The following is a 16,165-nucleotide window of genomic DNA, read 5'->3' as shown; positions in this document are numbered from 1 at the left end:
GAGGCGGCCATGGAAAAAGACCTCGAAAGCGTCCCGACGGCGTCCGATGTGCCTTCTTGCATTGAGGCATGTGCGGAGTGGTCTGACAGCGAACTCAAGGATGCGCCCGCCCACGCTGTGGATTGGTCGCCGCGGACCATCGGCCTGACAGACGATCAGATGCGGAGTGCTGCGATGCTCTTTGGCGTGATCATTCTGTTCTTTGCCGGGATCGGAATCGCTTTAACTGAATTCATGTCGGCTGAACGGCAAGTGGCGCTTATGGATTGCGTTCAAATCGTTGGCGATACCGAGCGACTCGCTTGCTACGATAAAGCGGCAACGCAATCGTCGGCGCCTTTCAAGGGGGGATCGCCCTTTCCCACTTATTCCCGACCGGACGTCGATGGTGGCTAAGGGCTTTTCTCTATCCGGCAATCGGTTGCAGGAAGCTGACGCTATCGTCGCTGTGAAATGTCTCGCGTGAGGCTCGGGCGAAGCCTTAGTTCCCGCATTTTTAGGGAATTTTTCCCGTAAATTTCAATTCCGTTGCCACAATGCCACGGGAGGGTTGGGAATGCGGCAGCCGGGAAAAAGTCAGCCTGTGCATCGGATTGACCCTCCCAACCAAAATCCATTTTGCTGACTTTGGGGAAAATGGTCCGAGTCGAGACCAAAGGGGAAGTTCGCGTTGCAATGCCTGCCAGGGAAGCGGGGATTGTGATGCGCAGAAAAGGGAACCGGGGGATGATGCGTCAGTTAATGGCTTCGGCCGCGGCTGTGGCGCTGTTTGCAGCCAGCGGAACGGCCGTTGTTTTTGCTCAGGATGCGGACGGTACGGCTGCAGGGCAGCCAGCGCCTCAGCAAGGTCAACAGCTTCCGCAGGTCGAGGTAATTCAGGGACAGCCCAAGCCGAAGCCGACGCAAGCAAAGAAGGCCACCAAGCCAAAGGCCAAACCCTCCACCGCGGCGGCGGTAACGGCTCCATCCGCAGCGCCGGATACGACGGGATTTGCGACCGAGAGTTCGCAGGAGTTTGCTGCTTCGCCTGAATCGAACACGGTGAAGATGTCGCCGGTCGGCGGCACGATCCCGGTCGATAAGGTGCCGGGCAGCGTCTATCAGATGAATTCGGAAGCGCTCAAACGTGGCGAGCAGGTCATTCTGCAGGACGCCCTAACGAGCCAGATCCCGGGCCTCATCGTCAACGATCTTCAGGGCAACCAATTCCAGACCAACATTCAGTTTCGCGGGTTTGAAGCGTCGCCTGTCAACGGCGTCCCGCAGGGACTTGCGGTCTATCAGAACGGCGTCCGCATCAACGAGTCGTTCGGCGATATCGTCAACTGGGACTTCCTGCCCTCGAACGCGATCAACAACGTCGCGGTTGTCGTTGGCAATCCGGTGTTCGGACTTAACGCTCTGGGCGGCGCCGTCGTCGTCGATATGAAGGACGGCTTCAATTACCAGGGCTGGGACGTCGATACGATGTTCGGCTCGTTCGGACGCAAGCAAGTCTCGACTGAAGCCGGATACCGGAGCGGTAATTGGGCGGCATACGGCGCGTTTGAAGCCATCGATGATGATGGGTTCCGCGATTTCTCCGATGCGCAAATCCGCCGAGGCTACTTCGATGTCGGCGTGAAGGGCGATAACGCCGAATTTCATTTCAACTTCACCGGCGCAGACAACAATGTCGGCGTTACGGCCGCAGCGCCTGAGCAGCTTCTCGATATCAGCCGCAGCCTGACGTTCACGTCACCGCAGACGACCGAAAACACACTGCAGATGTACTCGGTCAACGGCAAGGTGCGGGCGACCGATACGTTGACGCTGTCCGGCGTGACCTACTATCGCCATTTCAATCAGAAGCATCTCGACGGCAACCTGTTCGACGATCCGGAAGAATGCGGCGGCGCCGAAGCTGGGACGCTGTGTTCCGGAGACGATCAGGTTCTCAATGCCGCCAACGGCAATCCGATCCCATTTACTGATAACGTTTACGGCTCGATCGACCAGACGTCGCAAAATGCCGATACCGCTGGTGTCACGCTGCAGGCTCAAGAGAACGCTAAGCTCTTCGGCCACACCAACCAGTTCATCGTTGGCGTCAGCTACGATCATGGCCGCGTCGCCTATACGGCGAAGAGCGAACTTGGCTTCATGGAGCCCAAGTTCGTCGTCGACGGGCAAGGCATCATCATGACCGGTACGGATGATTTCAATCCGCGCTCGCTCACGACGACCAATGATTATTTCGGCGCTTATTTCACGAACACGTTCGACATCACCGACCAGTTGGCTTTGACCGTGGGCGGACGTTACAACTTTGCGCGAATTGAAATCGAGAATACCGGCAGTCCGGAAAATGATGAACTCAACGGGATCAACAAGTACAACCGCTTCAATCCATCCGCGGGCTTGACCTATAAGTTCTCGCCGGGTCTCAACTGGTACGGCGGGTACTCGGAAGCCAATCGTGCTCCGACTGCAGCCGAACTCGCTTGCGCGGATCCTGAAAACCCGTGCTTGATCGAAAGCTTCCTGACGGCCGATCCTCCGCTGAAGCAAGTTGTCTCCCATACCTGGGAAACGGGGTTCCGCGGGACGATCAAGAACTGGCAGGATCGTTCGCAGTGGGATTGGGGCATCGGCCTGTTCCGTACTCTCAACACTGACGACATTTTTAATGCTGCCTCGACCGATGTCGGGCACGGCTACTTCCAGAACGTCGGCAAGACGCTGCGTCAGGGCGTCGAAGCAAATATCGCGTACCGCACACAACGTGTCTTCGCTTACGCGAATTACACCTATACGGACGCCACGTTCGATTCGAGCGCGATCTTCCCATCACCGAATAATCCGCTGCCGGGCAATGTTTCGTGCGGCGAAGCTGGTGGTGGGGATGATGAAGACGGTCCCGGCAACTGCTTCCTAGTTCATAAAGGTGACCGGCTTCCTGGCGTCCCGGCGCACACATTCAAAGCCGGTGTCGATTACTGGATGACGCAGAAGTGGAAAGTCGGGGCGGATTTGGTGGCTGCCAGCGACCAGATTTTCTTCGGTGACGAAGCAAATCTCAATCGTCCGCTGGCGGGCTATGCAAAAGTCAATCTGCACACGTCCTACGACGTCACGGATCACGTGCAGATATATGGCCTGTTCGAGAACCTCTTCGACAAAGATTATAATATCTACGGAACGTATTTCAGCGTGGACGACGCCAACGATCTGACGCCGGCTACCGGCGTCACCTTCAATGAGAACAATCCCCGGACTGTCGTCCCGGCCATTCCGTTCGCAGCCTATGGCGGCGTAAAAGTGAAGTTCTAGACTACTGTACCTCTAAGACCTATCCCGAAACTCGATGCGGCGGACCCCAAAGTCCGCCGCTTCTTTGTTTTCTGCCTTGGACAGCGACGAAGCACTCAGAATTTACCGTCCGCCATGTGAAACACCGTCAGGCAGATGACGGCGGTGAGAACGAACAGCAGGGTGATGGCGATCTTGTCCATATGAGCACTCCTAATAGGTTATATATCGAAGCATCCTCTTTATATGATCGTCCCTGTGGGGAGAAGTTCGGTGACAGCAGGTGCCGTGAGTGCGGCTGTTACAGCGCGTTGGGCGATCAAGGAGCGCGCCTTTGGCGGTCGCTGCGGCCTAGTCCAAATAGCCGATAATCGCTTTGCGGCCATTGTACCAATTTGCAGAGCAGCGTTCATCAGAGCGCCATGTGCCGGCCGATAAGGTACGGGACGCCGCGGGATGTCTGCGAAGGAACAAAAAGTGACGGAAATATATAATTGCTCCCCCATGTCGCTGGTGCAGTCCGTTCCTACATCTCCCTGCGTTGCACAATACTTAGCCGATGTCGGCTAATTACAGCGGAGGCGATCCCATGAACCGGGAAGAACAGCAACTAATTGAAGATTTGTTTTCCCGCCTGCGCAGCTATGGAGGCTCGGGCGGCAAGGATCCGGAAGCCGAGGGCTTGATCAACGATCTCATTCGCAGGTCGCCGGATGCCCCTTACTACCTAGCCCAGACGGTCATTATTCAGCAGCAGGCGCTCGAGCGGGCGGAAGCCCGTATGCGCGACCTGGAGGAAGCAGCGGCGCGTCAGCAGCAATCTGCGTCGGGTCGCGGCAGTTTCCTTTCTGGTGGATCGGTTCCGTCGGCCGGTGCCCGCTTTGGTGGCCTTGGCGGTTCTGCGCCGGAGCCGCAGCGCGGACTGGAGCCGATGCCGCCTCCGCAGCAGTCGCGTAGCCCTTGGGGCTCTGCGGCCCAATCCGGAGGGGGCGGCGGTTTCCTGTCGTCAGCTCTGTCGACAGCAGCGGGCGTCGCCGGTGGCGTTTTCCTGGCGGATGGTATCCGCAGCCTGTTCGGTGGCGGCAACAACGCCTACGCCTCGGGCGGTGGGACAAACGCCAACGATCAAGCGACCATCGACAGTTTACAGGATCAGCTGCAAGACGCTCGCGACGATGACAAGCAAGATCAGAAAGACCTTGCTGCAGATGACGCCGAGCTCGATCGGATGCAAGACGCCCAGGATGACGACTACGACGATACGTGGACGGATGACGATAGCATGGATGTCTGACGTTCAGTACGCTAACTGATGTTTCCGCTCATCGTGCGATGGCAAGTACGATGAGCGGCAACAAAAGTGCGGCAGCGATCCCGCCGATGAAGACGGCGCGCTGCCAGGGTTGTTTCAAGATGATTTCGCCCTGCGAAGCCTTTTCCGCCGGGTAGGCCGGGATGTCCGGCTTTTTCTTGGTTTGTGCCATTATGGTCAGTCCAGGTTTCGCGTCGTTATTGGAATAATCCGCGGACGCGCCTTTCGTTGCTTCGCAAATTGGGGATGGCGGATTTCTACCGCCTGCCGACGGCTAAGCTTCGCTTCGTCCGCGTGCTTACAAAATCGTCACACACGCTTTGCGGGAAAAATCGGAACCGCCTTACTGCGGGACCGTTGGCCAAGCAGTTGTCGAGCTGCGTGTTGAAAAGCGCGGCGCGTGGCCGGCGGCAGTGGCCTGAAACAGAGCAGGCGACCTGAAACACGAAAGCAAAAAGGTAGTTGTGATGGCTCAAGAGGACAGAACATCAAAACGCGGCTTTGCTTCGATGGATGAAGCCAAGCAGCGCGAGATCGCCCGGAAAGGCGGCGCAAGCGTTCCCGATCATGAGCGCAGCTTTTCGAAGAATCACGATCTTGCCGTGTCCGCCGGCCGCAAAGGCGGACACGAGAGCGGCGGCAATTTCAAGCACGATCCGAAGCGCGCTGCCGAAGCCGGACGGAAAGGCGGCCAGCACTGATGGTGTGAGCGTGATTATTGGAGACCATGGCGCGAGGCCGGAGCGATGCTCCGGCCTTGTCGCGTTTCATCGTCAGGCGCTGCTCGAAGCGGTCAACCATTTCGGATTGAACCAGCGGTCGGCTGGGCCATCGTACGGGAGACGAGTAACGTCCCAATGGCTCACATATTTGGCGTAGATGTCCCAGACGGGCGGGCCGCCACCGATGAAGACGACGCGGCCGGCGTACTGCTTCAGTGTCTCTTCTGGGTCCATGTGGGAACGCAGGACAACGAGCGTGCGATCGGTACGTGCAAATTCGGGGACAGCGCCGATGGTCTTCGGCCCGGCCATTAAAACATGGCCGCGGGTGATATCGAAAAAGCGCGCGACATCGGCGACGTATTCCGGATCTGTATTACCCTCCCAGGGGAGTTGGCCATGAAGGCCGAGTTGGCCCGATTGGCCAATCGCGCAGATGACCCGCACGATCGTTTCCTGCATTTTGCACTTCCTTCAATCTATCGTTCAGCACGCGTCGATCCCACGCAATGGGCGTGGGCGTCTATTCGCGCAACTGCCTTCTCTGTGTGAAATTCGCCGAAGGATGTAAAGGCCGGGCCGCGTCGTCAGCGCAGCAGATAGCGGATGACCCAATCGGATGTGCGGTTGAAAGGCGGGCGCAACAGACCCCCAAGGTTCCAGCGGCTTTGCTCGAAGACGCCCTTCGCGTGGCTAAGCGATTTAAACCCTTCGATACCGTGATAGGCGCCCATGCCGGACATGCCGATGCCGCCGAACGGCAGCGCGTTCTGAACGTAATGCATCAAGGTATCGTTGACGGTGACGTTGCCTGAGGTCGTGCGTGTGAGAACCTTCAGCCGATCCTCGCTGCTGTTGCCGAAATAATAAAGCGCGAGCGGCCGGGGCCTGTGGTTGATGTAGGCAATGGCTTCATCGAGCGTGCGATACGTCACGATGGGCAGAATCGGCCCAAAGATTTCTTCGCGCATGATCGCCATGTCGTCGGTCACGTTCAGGACAATCGCGGAAGGGAGCTTTCGCGTCAGGACAGCGGTTTGAGGCCCAGTCTGGATGACGCGAGCGCCTTTGTTCTCGGCATCTTCGAGGAGACGGCGGAGACGGGTGTAATGTCTCGCGCTCGCAATGGCGGAGTAGTTCTTGTCGGCGGCGCCGTCGGGATAAAATGTTGCTGCCGTTGCGTCGTAGCTGGCGACGAATGATGCAGCGTCTTTCTCGTGCACGAGCACGTAGTCGGGAGCAATGCAGGTCTGGCCAGCATTCGCAAGTTTGCCGTAGGCGACGCTGCTTGCCGCGGTCTCGATATCGGCGTCTGGCCCGATGAGCGTCGGTGATTTGCCGCCGAGTTCCAACGTGACCGGAACGAGGTTTTCGGCGGCTTCCCGCATGACCATGCGGCCGACCTGCGCGCTGCCGGTGAAGACGAGGTGATCGAAGGGCAGACGCGAGAAGGCGGCGCCAAGCTCGGGGCCGCCGGTGACGACGGCCACTTGGTCTTCCGGGAAGATATCACGCAATGTCGATTTCAAGAGTTCGCTCGTCGCGACCGTTAGCTCCGAGGGCTTCAGGATCGCGCGGTTACCAGCCGCAATTGCGGACAGCAGTGGCATGATGGCGAGCGAGAGCGGATAGTTCCACGGCGACACGATTCCGACGACGCCGAGCGGCTGGTAATGAACGCGGGCGCGACCGGGAATAAAGTGGAGCGAGATGCGCCGTTTCTCCGGCCGCATCCATTTTGCGACGTTGCGGCGAAGGAAGTTGATAGCCTGGATGATGGGAATGACTTCCATGATCCGGGTTTCGTATGCGGACCGGTAGCCGAAATCCTTGCTGATGGCGGCTTCAAATTGAGCGCGGCGCGCGAGCAATGCGCGTTTGAGCTTGCGAAGGTCGGCTCGGCGCTGTGCAGCAGACGGCGGCCCGTCGCGCATGAACGCGGCTCGCTGCTTCGCCAGCAGCGGGCTCAGCAGGAAGTCATCTTTGACCGGGAATTGAGCAGTCATTAATCGGTCTCCAATGCAGACGGTGAGAACATATAGCGATTCAGGACGCTACGTTTCTCCGTCGACACGAGTTTTTGGGCTTTCGCCTTCGGCATCGTCCGCGTGCGATTATGCCCAACGACCATACGATCGTGGCGATCTCAAGCGCGCATTAATTGAAACGCCGCTCGGTATGCTTGTGGACGGGATAGCCGGCAATTTACCCTGCGCGAAGTGGCGCAGCCACCGGCGCGGCACCGGAACTTCGTAAATAAGATCCTCGCCAGCAATTCGGCGGCTTCACTCTGAGATTGTTGCAGAGTTTATTTGCAACTCTTTGGTGAGCGATGCTCAACAGTAAAAATGCGCGCTAAGGGAACGCGGCTGGTCCGGGACCACGAGTCTATTCGAGCAATGGCGGTCAGGGTACGCAGCGATCAAGCGGCGATGTCGAGCGTGCCGAGAACCCACTTCTCGTACTCATCGCTCAGATCCTGCAGCCACTGCTTGGGCACAGTGTTGATCTTCTTGCCGCCGTTATTGGTGCGGACAGGAAGCGTCACGAGGATCTGCTTGTAGCCATTCTCCATCGGGGGCGAGGAGATCGTGCCGCCGATGTGGCCAATCGAGAGTGCGGCGCGGAGATAGTCGCTGGCGCGCTTCGGCGCGGTGTGCAGTGGCGCCGTAAAGAGCACGCAATCCTGAATCGCACGCTGAGGTTCGCAGTTGCGCAGTTCGAAGTGGAGTTCCACGCTGGCGTCTTCGCTGTTGCGCGTATCGCTCTTGATGTTGACCTGAACCGTACTGCCGGACGACGGCCAGAGGCTCATCGGCTCCATCAGCTGGATTATGATCTTTTGCATCGTCGTCGGGTCGGCGGCGACGATTATCTCGGGCTTATCGGCATTTACAAAGATCTGCTGTGCGCCAATCTCGCGATTGATTGCTTCGGCGCACGACGTCACGATCGAGACGATGTCGGCGTCGTGGCCCGGACCGATATCGGCATGCAGCGTTTCGCGTGACAGTTCTTCAGAAAGATCGATGGCGCGCTGGGTTTCCTCGACAGGAATGCGCCAGTGGTCGCGAATACGAAGCTGCGACCAGAGTTTCTGCGCGGACGGGCGCCACGACGTCTCGGCGATCGCGTCCTTCAGGTAGTGATACATGGTCAGGGGGGCGTTGTTATACGGCAGTAGCCCCGAGAGCATCGCAAGATCGTTCATGCGATCGCGCAGCAACGTACGATGCAACGCGCTGAGCTTGTCGCGCAGAAGCATATCGTATTCGTTCTTCAGCAGATAGAACGTGATCGCCTGCTCGATTTCGGCTTCGAGAACGCGTAGGTCCCAGGGTTTCGAGATGTAACGGAGGATCTCGCCCTTGTTGACCGCATCAATGGCGCTGTCGAGATCGGCGTAAGCCGTCGTTAGCATGCGGATGATGTCGGGCCGTTCATTGCGGATCCGGTTCAGCAGGCTGACGCCGCTGCGGCCGGGCATACGCTGATCGGAAATAACCAGTCCGATGTTGTGATTGCCGGACAGGATCAAGGTTTCGGCTTCGTCGGCGCTTGTCGCGGTCAGTACATCGTACTTCGCGCCAAACGCCTTTTTGAAGTATTTGACTGCCTGCGGTTCATCATCGACGATGAGAATCTCGACGGGCTGGTCAATACGAAACGACTCCATGGGAGACCTGGTCTTCTCTTTCCGACGCGATCGGCAAGTTGAAACGGAACTCGGTCCACTCTCCAAGACTACTCTTAACACTCAGTGAACCGCCGTGGTTGGCGATGATCCGGTGGCTGACCGCCAAGCCTAAGCCCATGCCTTCGCCGACGTCCTTGGTGGAGAAGAACGGATCGAAGATCTGGCTTTGGATTTTCGGGTCTATGCCGGTGCCGTTGTCGCGGACGGAAACGATGATTTCATTGCCTTCGACGGCTGTCGTGATCGAGATTTCAGGCTTTCGCTCCTCTTCGACGGTGCGAACGGCCGCCACGGCATTGACGATGAGGTTGACCAGCACCTGCGCGATTGTCGATTGCGATCCAAAGACTTCACCCTGTGCGGCGATATCTTTCTTTATGGTTATTCCTTTCTGAACGTGTGCCGTAAAGCGGAGCGCGTGGTCGATAGCGGACTCGATATGGAACGGCCGCGGATGCTCCGGGCGGTGGGGCGCCGTGAAGCCGCGAAGGTCGGTCACGACGCGATGAATGCGATCGTAGCCGGCGTGAATGTCCTTCAACGTGTCGGCGGTATCGGGATCGGATTGAATCGTCGGATCGCGGGCGGCGAGCTGCAGCGCGGTGCCCATGAAGTTCAGCGGATTGCCGATTTCATGCAGCAAGCCGGCGGCCATCGTGCCGAGCGCGCTCAGGCGTGCGTTCTGGACGAGGGCAGCCTCGGTTTCACGCAACTGCTGCAAGCTCTGCTTCAACTCGGCGTTGGTTCGGTGCAGGTCGCTTTCGAGCTGGGCGGCACGGATGAGGTTTGCGATGCGTGAGCGGACTTCCAGTCCGCTGAACGGTTTGATCAGGAAGTCGTCGGCGCCATGCTTCAGCGCGATGATCTTGGCGTCCTCGTCGACGCGGGCCGTCAAGACGATGATCTTGATGGCACGCGTTTCCGCGCGCTCTTTCAGAGATCGGCAAACCTCCAAGCCGCTGACGCCGGGCAGCATGACGTCAAGCAAGATGAGGTCGGGTTTTTCCTGCTTGGCTTTTTCCAGCGCGCTGATGCCATCGGGTGCTTCAATGACACGATAACTTTCGCGCAGCATCGATACGAGGTAGCGGCGCATGTCGGGCTCGTCGTCAACGACGAGAAGGAGGGGAAGCTCGGATCGTCCGTCGAGCTGATTGGCGGCGTTTGACGCCGTCCGATCCGGCGTCAAGCTGGGGTTCTCGGAAACCATTATTGCTCGCGCGGAAGCTTTGCGGTCGAAGGCCCGCAATGGATCGTCAGCGAGGCGATCGGGCTTCTCTTCGGAGTTGGTCATGTCAAATTGCGTACCCTCAATGGCGTGAGGAAAACGTAAAACGAATGTCGTGCCGTGGCCCGTATCGCTGGTGGCGGTGACGTCGCCACCGTGGCGGGTCATCAGCTCGCGTACCAATGCCAAGCCGAGACCGAGGCCCTGATGGCGTCGCGTCGCGGAGCCATCGACCTGATAGAAACGATCGAAAATATGCGGAAGCTGCTCGGCCGGGATGCCGATGCCGGTATCGGAGACTTTGACCGTCACGAAGTTTTCTTCGCGGACTGCTGAAATATCGATCCGGCCTTCGGGCGGCGTAAACTTGATGGCGTTGGCGATGACGTTGCTGACGATCTTCTCAAGCGCATCCTGATCGGCGTTGATCAGCAGGTCGCCTGGCGGTTCCTGCAGATCGAGATGAACGCCTTTTAGCGCTGCGAGATGCTTCATCGAGGCAGCGGTGTGCTTCAGGAAGTGGCCCATGTCGATCGGCCTCTTCGCGAGCGTGGCCCGACCTTCCTCCAAGCGAATGAGGCTCAGAATGTCGTTGACGAGGCGCAGCAGTCGCAGCGCGTTGTTCTCGATCACGTCCAGGAGCTGCTGTGACGACGGGCCGAGACGGGCGGCGTCGGACTTCAGCTTTTCGACCGGTGCGAGAATGAGCGTCAGCGGTGTCCGCAACTCGTGGCTGACGTTAGCGAAGAACTGGGATTTGAGGCGGTCGAGCGCCGACAGCTCCTGATGCTGGGACGCCAGCTTGTACTTTAAGCGGAATTCGTTGAAGCGCCGCCGGTAGTTGAAGTGAACGGCCGTGACCGAGATGATGCAGGTCAGGACGAGAAAATAGAGGTTGTTCAGAAGCGTATTGGTGGTGTCGTGGGCGCTCGGCACGCGCGAACAGGCGATGATGTAAATGCCAAGCGTAGAAATGCAGAGCAGGGCCGCTTCGAACGGCTGCATCGGCGCCAAGACGCCGACAGCGAACAGAATAAGGAACAGGCCGTTGTAATAGGTCGAGTTGGCGCCGTCTGTGATGCCGATGATGACCGCGATCGAGGCGACCGCGATCAGTAGGCCCGCCATCGTCAGATAGCGGACGTAGACAGCCGATTTTGCCCAGAAATGCAGGGCATAGAGAATTGCGATCAGCCCGGCCGCGACGAGGCGAATAACGGTCAGCGTTCCGAGCTGATCGGCATAGGTAATGCGATCGAGCGCGATACCCGCAGGTATGAGGACGATGCCAAGGATGCAGGCGACCTTCGACTGCCTTAGCCGAAGCTCGTGCTCCTCAGCCTCGAAGGCGCGTCTCAGGTCGGTGCGGTCATCCATGCGGTCAGACGAGTGGTTTGTCGATCTCCAAGAATACGTTGATACCCGTGTCGTCTGTATAAATCTTTAGCGGCCCGAGATCTGGGGCAAGTCTTTCCATGTCTGCTTCGTCGCGCAGGACCAAGTGCCATTCCATAACGTGCTCCATCAATCCTTTCACAGGGTTTGACGAATGCACATTTGTGACAATCACCCGGCCGCCGGGTTCGCACCACTGGTAGAAGAGGCGTACCAATTTGGTGCAGACGCGATCGGAAAGGTAATCAAAGAGGCCGGCGCAGTAGATGATGTCATAGGTTTTGGCAGCTTCGGGCAGCTCGATGGCCTGCCGAAGAAGCTCCTGCACGGTCTTTAGGATGTAACTGACCTTCGGCGGATCGTCCTGACTGTTGGTGATCGCCTCGATCTGATTCTGGGCATAGGCAAGCGTCTCGGCATTGAAGTCGAGCAGGTCGAACGAGAAACGCTTGGCTTCCTTGTTGTTGGCAAAGAACAGCTGGAGTTCCTGAACCGGACCGCAGCCGACATTGAGGACACGCACTTCTTTATTGGCGGCTGCCGCGTCCTCGGCGGCCTTCGACAGCATCTTTTCGAGCATATAGATGCGGTTGCGATGGGCTTCCGGCGGGCCGCCGTTGAGCAGCCAATCGTTGATGATCTGGCCGTACGTAGTCTTGCCGCCGCGCTCCTTGCGGAACATCATGTTGACCATTTCGTAGTCGCCCGCATAGCCAAGCGGCTTCGAATAGACGCGATTGAAGAAAGGCGAAGCCATCATTAACGGCAGAAGATCGCGCTGGGCGAGCTGTTTGTGGTTTTCGACCTCGTCGGCTTCGAGCTGTCGGCAGGCCTTCTCAAGCTCAAGGAAGAGTTCGGTGATACGCGGCATCACCGGCGCCTTGATTTCCTCGAAGCGTTCGGCATCGAGCATCGTATTGCCTGCGCCGGGTTCGCCTTCGATGGCCAAGTCGACCTGATCGAGCCAGAAGCTCAGGTCACTCAGAAAAGACCGGAGATCGGCGACTTTCAGCTGGTAGTTCGGATCGAGCTTGTTGACCCGTTCCCATTCTTCGACAAAGCGCCCGACTTCCGATCCGAGCCCGGCGGGGTCTGAGATAATAGTGTCGATTGCCGACCATTGATTAACGAGCGTTGCGGAGACAACCACCAAGATGCTCGTTGTGACGACCCCCGTTACGACGGCGTCTCCCTGGTAGACCAGGTTCTTGCCGCGGCGCACCTTAAGGTCGCTCAATACCTCGCTCGTCTGGACGGGCGAAAATGGATTGTAAATCTCAAAAACAATGTTACGCCGCGACAGCTTTCTGAGGGTGCCCCGGAAAATAGTACCCTGGCTACTTCTAAAGGAAACCGTGCGATCAATATCTCGCTCGATGCGCAAGGGGTGTGCTCCTACAACTGAACGATGTGGACTTCGCGAACGTAAGGTTACCACAATCGTTCAGTTTTGCGCCGCGTGATTTAGAAACAGTTGAGATGATTTCTAAGCATCAATGGCTTGGCGGTACATCTTTGCTACGCCTCCTTAGGGAGGCACACCGTGAACGTTGATTTGCACAAATTTTCATCGCTGGAAGTCAGCAGTTCGCCGCCGAAGGCCCAAAGGGCGCTGCGGATCGTCCGCCACGTCTGATGATCCTCCAGAGTGCTAGGCACATCCTTGGCCGGCACGCTGAGCCGCACTTCGTTGTGTGCGGCACCGCAAAAGAGTTCGATTTCACCCGATGGCGTTGACTGGCGGCCGTTGGCGCCGCTGTTTCGCAGCAGGTTGGCGAGGATGAATTTCATAATCTCGCGCGGCATCCGATAGGTGAAGTCGCCGGAGGTAGCGAGCGAGAGGCCTTTGGCAGGCCCTCTTACATTTTGCTCGATGACTTCGTGCAGCGTATCCGCCATGGAGGAGGACTGGCCAGCCGAAGCTTGGACGAGGCCGCGGGCGAGTTTCCCGATTGAATTGGCCATGGACCTGCATTGCTCCACGTCTTGCAAAATTTGCCCCGAGCATGCTGCGATCTTGGACTGACGAAGGCGCGCCGACCAAGATTCGAGGTACGCATTCGTATTCTGCGGCGCCTCCAGCGATCCTTGTCCAGCGAGATGGGCCAAGTGCTGGGCCTCGCTGTGAAGGGATTTCAAAGGCGCGTCCAAACCACCGGCAAGAATAGACAGCAGTGCGAGATTAGCTTCGCTGGCATCGCCGGTTGAGATCGGGCCGACGACGGGTTCTGCAAGCTTGGATGCAGAATGTTCGACGCTCAGCGCGTCCTGCATTGCTGCGCAAAGCTCATCGAGGTTCCAGGGTTTCGGCACGAAGCGGTAGATTGCTGCATCGTTGATGGCGTGCTGCAGATTGTCGATGTTGGCGTAGGCGCTCGTCAGTACGCGGATGGTTGACGGCCAGGACTTGCGGACATCGCTGAGAAACGAAACGCCGCTGTCGCGCGGCATGCGCTCGTCGCTGACGACGACGGAAATCTCGTCGCCCTCGGACTCGAGGATTTCCATAGCCGCATCCGGACTGCTGGCCGTTCGGACGTTTGCATATTTGCCGACCGACGCCTTGAAGTATTTCAGCGATAAGGGTTCGTCGTCGACAAAGAGAATTGTGGGATTCTGCTTGTCGCTCGTCTCTGAGCGGTTTGACATGGTCAAGAGGCCTTGCTTGAGGCGAAGTGTGAAAATGACTTCTGATTTGCGTGCATGCCTTGGATATATATAGGTGCCTAGATAATTCAATCTGGCTACTGATATTCAAAATCAATATCGGATTGAATGAAAATTAGAGATGTTGGCAGTCAATCTTAATAGTTTCTGACTGCTATTTTCATAGCGATACAAGATGGGGTTCGGCGTATGGCAGAGGTCATTCTTTGCTAAGGCGGGCGGCGCCGATCAGCAAGGAACTCGTTAACGTCTGGGTGTGCAGCCGAGGCGGCCTGACAAGATCTTTATCTTTTGGAAATTCGGAATTCGCTGTCGATCCGGCGAGCGCCGACGCGGGCGCTCGCTATTGGATAGGGGCTGTGCAGCCGGCGTCTCAGACGCTCAGCAGCAGATGTTCCCGCTCCCAGGGACTGATGACGCGCATGAATTCTTCGAATTCGCTGCGCTTCAGAGCCAGATATACGTGGCAGAAACGTTTTCCGAGAATGTCGTGAAGGGCCGTGCTTTCCTCGAAATCGGTCAGCGCTTCGAGCAGACCGCGTGGCAACTGATGATCGTTGCGGTAAGCGTTGCCGACCACGGCTTGGCGCGGCTCAAGCGCATTCTTCATTCCGAGGTAGCCACATGCGAGGCTCGCGGCGAGCGCCAGGTAGGGGTTTGAATCGGCGCCTGCGAGGCGGTTTTCGACGCGACGGGCCGAGGTGTTGGCGACCGGCACGCGCAAGCCTGCGGAGCGGTTGTCGAAACCCCATTCGACGTTGATCGGAGCGGCTCCATTCGGCACCAGGCGTCGATAGGAATTCACGTAGGGCGCAAGCAGGCATATGGCGGCCGGAAGGTACGTTTGCTGACCGGCGAGAAAGTTGAAGAACAGCTTGCTTGGTTCGCCGTTGTCCAGCGTAAAGATGTTTTTTCCCGTCTTGGCGTCGACAATGCTTTGATGGACGTGCATGGCGCTGCCGGGCTCGTTGGCGAGTGGCTTGGCCATGAAGGTCGCGTAACAGTTTTGCGCGAAGGCGGCTTCGCGGATCGTTCTTTTGAAAAGGAAGACCTGATCGGCGAGGTCGACAGGGTCGCCGTGAAGGAGATTGATTTCGAGCTGCGCGGCGCCGCCTTCCTGGATGATAGTGTCGATCTTGAGGTACTGGCGCTCGGCGAATTCGTAAATGTCATCGACGATCTTGTCATATTCGTCGACAGCGCCAAGGCTGTAGGCTTGGCGGCCTGCGCCAGGACGACCGGAACGGCCCGTCGGCGGCTCCAAGGGATAGTCGGGATCGGGGTTGGTTTTCGTCAGATAGAATTCGAGTTCGGGCGCAACGACCGGCACCCAGCCTTCCTTGGCGTAGAGATCGACGACGCGCTTCAAGACGTTGCGCGGTGCGATTTCAACCGGATCGCCGCTCTGCCATTGGGCGTCGTGAATGACCTGCGCGGTTGGACTCGAAGCCCACGGAGCTGGGCGGATGGTTGATAGATCGGGAACCATCATCAGGTCGCTCTCGGCGTAAAGCTGCTGACCGTCTTCTTCGAAACCTACGTAATCGCCGGTGATGGTCTGATGGAAAATCGATATCGGAAGGTGAACTGCGTCGAGTTTCACGAATTTCTCGGCGGGCATGGTCTTGCCGCGCGCGACACCTGCAATATCGGGCACTGCACAATCTATTTCTTCGATGCGATGTTCGCGCAGCCAATCCCGAAGTCCTTCAGGAGTGGAGCCGACGCCGAAATCACTTTCCTCGTGGATGGGACGTACTGGTGGGGCGTTCATGAAGCACCTAGGTATTGTTCAACTATATTGTCGGCTGACGCGTTGTGTTCGGTCTCACGAACGTCATCGCCAAGCGTCG

Annotated in this window: 12 protein-coding genes; 4 read left to right on the top strand and 8 right to left on the bottom strand. The window is 57.9% G+C overall.

From position 1 onward, the window contains the following. Positions 1–9: 9 nt before the first annotated feature. From RLW55_RS17745 to RLW55_RS17735, 3 genes are all read left to right on the top strand, one after another. Entirely contained in the window at positions 10–396 is a 387-nt protein-coding gene (locus RLW55_RS17745) for a hypothetical protein (RefSeq protein ID WP_414462310.1), read from the top strand. A gap of 330 nt (positions 397–726) precedes the next feature. Continuing rightward, positions 727–3,312, top strand: a complete 2,586-nt coding sequence (locus tag RLW55_RS17740; RefSeq protein ID WP_414462311.1) for a TonB-dependent receptor — start codon at positions 727–729, stop codon at positions 3,310–3,312. A 568-nt stretch (positions 3,313–3,880) separates the two neighbouring features. Then, positions 3,881–4,585 (top strand): DUF2076 domain-containing protein, encoded by a 705-nt coding sequence (locus RLW55_RS17735; protein ID WP_423414936.1) that lies wholly within the window; start codon positions 3,881–3,883, stop codon positions 4,583–4,585. A 28-nt stretch (positions 4,586–4,613) separates the two neighbouring features. Here the strand turns inward: RLW55_RS17735 and RLW55_RS17730 are convergent, their stop codons facing one another. Beyond that, positions 4,614–4,775: a hypothetical protein gene (locus tag RLW55_RS17730; protein WP_409563000.1), complete on the bottom strand. Its 162-nt coding sequence runs from the start codon at positions 4,773–4,775 to the stop codon at positions 4,614–4,616. 295 nt (positions 4,776–5,070) lie between these two features. On the opposite strand from RLW55_RS17730, the gene RLW55_RS17725 reads away from it, so the two are divergent. Next, positions 5,071–5,304 (top strand): general stress protein, encoded by a 234-nt coding sequence (locus tag RLW55_RS17725; RefSeq protein ID WP_013947199.1) that lies wholly within the window; start codon positions 5,071–5,073, stop codon positions 5,302–5,304. A 72-nt stretch (positions 5,305–5,376) separates the two neighbouring features. Here RLW55_RS17725 and RLW55_RS17720 read toward each other — a convergent pair whose 3' ends face one another. The 7 genes from RLW55_RS17720 to RLW55_RS17690 all read right to left on the bottom strand — a co-directional run bounded on the left by RLW55_RS17720 (position 5,377) and on the right by RLW55_RS17690 (position 16,086). Beyond that, complete coding sequence (locus RLW55_RS17720) at positions 5,377–5,787, bottom strand: diacylglycerol kinase (RefSeq protein ID WP_423414935.1); 411 nt, start codon at positions 5,785–5,787, stop codon at positions 5,377–5,379. Between the two features lie 125 nt (positions 5,788–5,912). Next, the gene (locus RLW55_RS17715; protein ID WP_409563002.1) at positions 5,913–7,331 is read right to left on the bottom strand and encodes a coniferyl aldehyde dehydrogenase; all 1,419 of its coding nucleotides are present in this window, start codon (positions 7,329–7,331) and stop codon (positions 5,913–5,915) included. 416 nt (positions 7,332–7,747) lie between these two features. Then, positions 7,748–9,001, bottom strand: coding sequence for a response regulator (locus tag RLW55_RS17710; RefSeq protein ID WP_423414934.1), 1,254 nt, complete (start codon positions 8,999–9,001; stop codon positions 7,748–7,750). Further along, complete coding sequence (locus RLW55_RS17705) at positions 8,982–11,627, bottom strand: ATP-binding protein (protein WP_423414933.1); 2,646 nt, start codon at positions 11,625–11,627, stop codon at positions 8,982–8,984. The genes RLW55_RS17710 and RLW55_RS17705 overlap by 20 nt, the downstream gene beginning before the upstream one ends. Positions 11,628–11,631: 4 nt before the next feature. Then, positions 11,632–12,882, bottom strand: a complete 1,251-nt coding sequence (locus RLW55_RS17700) for a class I SAM-dependent methyltransferase (RefSeq protein ID WP_409563005.1) — start codon at positions 12,880–12,882, stop codon at positions 11,632–11,634. A gap of 281 nt (positions 12,883–13,163) precedes the next feature. Beyond that, complete coding sequence (locus RLW55_RS17695) at positions 13,164–14,294, bottom strand: response regulator (RefSeq protein WP_409563006.1); 1,131 nt, start codon at positions 14,292–14,294, stop codon at positions 13,164–13,166. 391 nt (positions 14,295–14,685) lie between these two features. Next, positions 14,686–16,086: a glutamine synthetase family protein gene (locus RLW55_RS17690; RefSeq protein WP_414462316.1), complete on the bottom strand. Its 1,401-nt coding sequence runs from the start codon at positions 16,084–16,086 to the stop codon at positions 14,686–14,688. Positions 16,087–16,165 lie beyond the last annotated feature (79 nt).

Source organism: Hyphomicrobium sp. B1 (assembly GCF_049532635.1).
Taxonomy (GTDB): Bacteria; Pseudomonadota; Alphaproteobacteria; order Rhizobiales; family Hyphomicrobiaceae; genus Hyphomicrobium_B.
The sequence above is the reverse complement of the archived record's forward strand: the minus strand, read 5'-3'. Positions and strand labels throughout refer to the sequence as shown.

Excerpts from the sequence above, each read along its gene's own strand:
- RLW55_RS17715 (WP_409563002.1), bottom strand. The coding sequence starts at position 7,331 with ATGACTGCTCAATTCCCGGTCAAAGATGACTTCCTGCTGAGCCCGCTG.
- RLW55_RS17730 (WP_409563000.1), bottom strand. The coding sequence starts at position 4,775 with ATGGCACAAACCAAGAAAAAGCCGGACATCCCGGCCTACCCGGCGGAA.
- RLW55_RS17735 (WP_423414936.1), top strand. The coding sequence starts at position 3,881 with ATGAACCGGGAAGAACAGCAACTAATTGAAGATTTGTTTTCCCGCCTG.
- RLW55_RS17725 (WP_013947199.1), top strand. The coding sequence starts at position 5,071 with ATGGCTCAAGAGGACAGAACATCAAAACGCGGCTTTGCTTCGATGGAT.
- RLW55_RS17740 (WP_414462311.1), top strand. The coding sequence starts at position 727 with ATGATGCGTCAGTTAATGGCTTCGGCCGCGGCTGTGGCGCTGTTTGCA.
- RLW55_RS17705 (WP_423414933.1), bottom strand. The coding sequence starts at position 11,627 with ATGGATGACCGCACCGACCTGAGACGCGCCTTCGAGGCTGAGGAGCAC.
- RLW55_RS17695 (WP_409563006.1), bottom strand. The coding sequence starts at position 14,294 with ATGTCAAACCGCTCAGAGACGAGCGACAAGCAGAATCCCACAATTCTC.
- RLW55_RS17720 (WP_423414935.1), bottom strand. The coding sequence starts at position 5,787 with ATGCAGGAAACGATCGTGCGGGTCATCTGCGCGATTGGCCAATCGGGC.
- RLW55_RS17710 (WP_423414934.1), bottom strand. The coding sequence starts at position 9,001 with ATGGAGTCGTTTCGTATTGACCAGCCCGTCGAGATTCTCATCGTCGAT.
- RLW55_RS17745 (WP_414462310.1), top strand. The coding sequence starts at position 10 with ATGGAAAAAGACCTCGAAAGCGTCCCGACGGCGTCCGATGTGCCTTCT.
- RLW55_RS17690 (WP_414462316.1), bottom strand. The coding sequence starts at position 16,086 with ATGAACGCCCCACCAGTACGTCCCATCCACGAGGAAAGTGATTTCGGC.